The organism is Vibrio sp. 1-Bac 57 (assembly GCF_037546855.1).
Taxonomy (GTDB): domain Bacteria; phylum Pseudomonadota; class Gammaproteobacteria; order Enterobacterales; family Psychromonadaceae; genus Psychromonas.
In genome coordinates this window covers 1-734 of sequence record NZ_JALAAC010000104.1, presented here as the reverse complement: position 1 = coordinate 734, position 734 = coordinate 1, and the positions used below count along the sequence as shown (strand labels likewise).

At 42.6% G+C, this 734-nt stretch carries 1 protein-coding gene; it reads left to right on the top strand.

What is annotated here, in order from left to right:
- Positions 1-734 (top strand): transposase (locus MT391_RS20695; protein WP_499499982.1); only part of this gene is annotated, 734 nt, incomplete at both ends.

The window sequence follows — 734 nt, the reverse complement described above, 5'->3', positions numbered from 1 at the left end:
TATATCGCGTCAGTATCAACGTTTTATCGGGTTCTGAAACAGGTTGGTCAACTCGTTCATCGAGGGCGTAGTAAAGTCCGTAAAAAAGTCAGTAAACCAACCACATATACCGCTAATAAAGCGAATGAGGTGTGGTCATGGGATATCACTTACTGCCACTCAAAAGTGCGGGGTCAATATTATTATCTATACATGATAGAAGATATTTATAGTCGAAAAATAGTCGGCTATGAGGTGCATGAAAACGAGTGTGGCATCAAGGCTGGTGAGTTACTTGAGCGAACCTGCTGGCGAGAGAAAACGGGTCGTAACCCGCTCGTTTTACATTCTGATAATGGTGCACCAATGAAAGCGGTAACGATGAAAGTAAAAATGGAAGAGCTCGGTGTTACGCCATCATATAACAGACCAAGAGTGAGTAACGATAACCCGTATTCTGAATCTACATTTAGGACGCTAAAATATCGACCTGATTGGCCATCTCATGGGTTTAGCGACTTGAGTGAGGTACGAGATTGGGTGCAAGGTTTTGTGGGCTGGTATAACACGAAGCACAAACACTGCAGAATTAAGTTCGTTACACCTAGTGAACGCCATGATGCTTTGGATACTGACATACTGAATAAGAGAAAAATCGTATTACTAGATGCTAGGGCTAAAAAACCACTGCGTTGGTCTGGTGAGGTTCAAGACTGTAATGCAATTGGAGCTGTCACATTAAATCCAGATACTCC